Consider the following 439-nt stretch of genomic DNA (forward strand, 5'->3'; position numbering starts at 1 on the left):
GTCTGTGACGCCACCTCATGGGACGAGATCGAATACAAATCCGGTGTGCGCCAGGCCGATATCCGCAAGGCGGCAAGGATCTACTGCGACGCCGACCGCAGCATCATCAGCTGGTGCCTCGGTGTCACCCAGCACGAGCACGGCGTGGACAGCGTGCGGGAGATCGTCAATCTGCTTCTGCTGCGCGGCAATCTGGGCCGCGAAGGAGCCGGGCCGTCACCGGTGCGAGGGCACAGCAATGTGCAGGGCAACCGCACCTGCGGTATCGACCACCGGCCGGCCGGCGCCTTCCTCGACCGGCTCGCCGAGGTGTGCGGTATCGACCCGCCGCGCGAGCACGGAATGGACACCGTGCACACCATCGAGGCCATGCACCGCGACGAGATCAAGGTGTTCGTCGGGATGGGCGGGAACTTCGCCAGTGCCGCCCCGGACACCG

Annotated in this window: 1 pseudogene; it reads left to right on the forward strand. The window is 67.0% G+C overall.

The window, feature by feature from the left end:
* Nucleotides 1–439, forward strand: a pseudogene (locus RNB18_RS52325) (molybdopterin-dependent oxidoreductase); the annotation flags it as partial.

The organism is Streptomyces doebereineriae (genome assembly GCF_031845645.1).
Classification (GTDB): Bacteria; Actinomycetota; Actinomycetes; order Streptomycetales; family Streptomycetaceae; genus Streptomyces; species Streptomyces canus.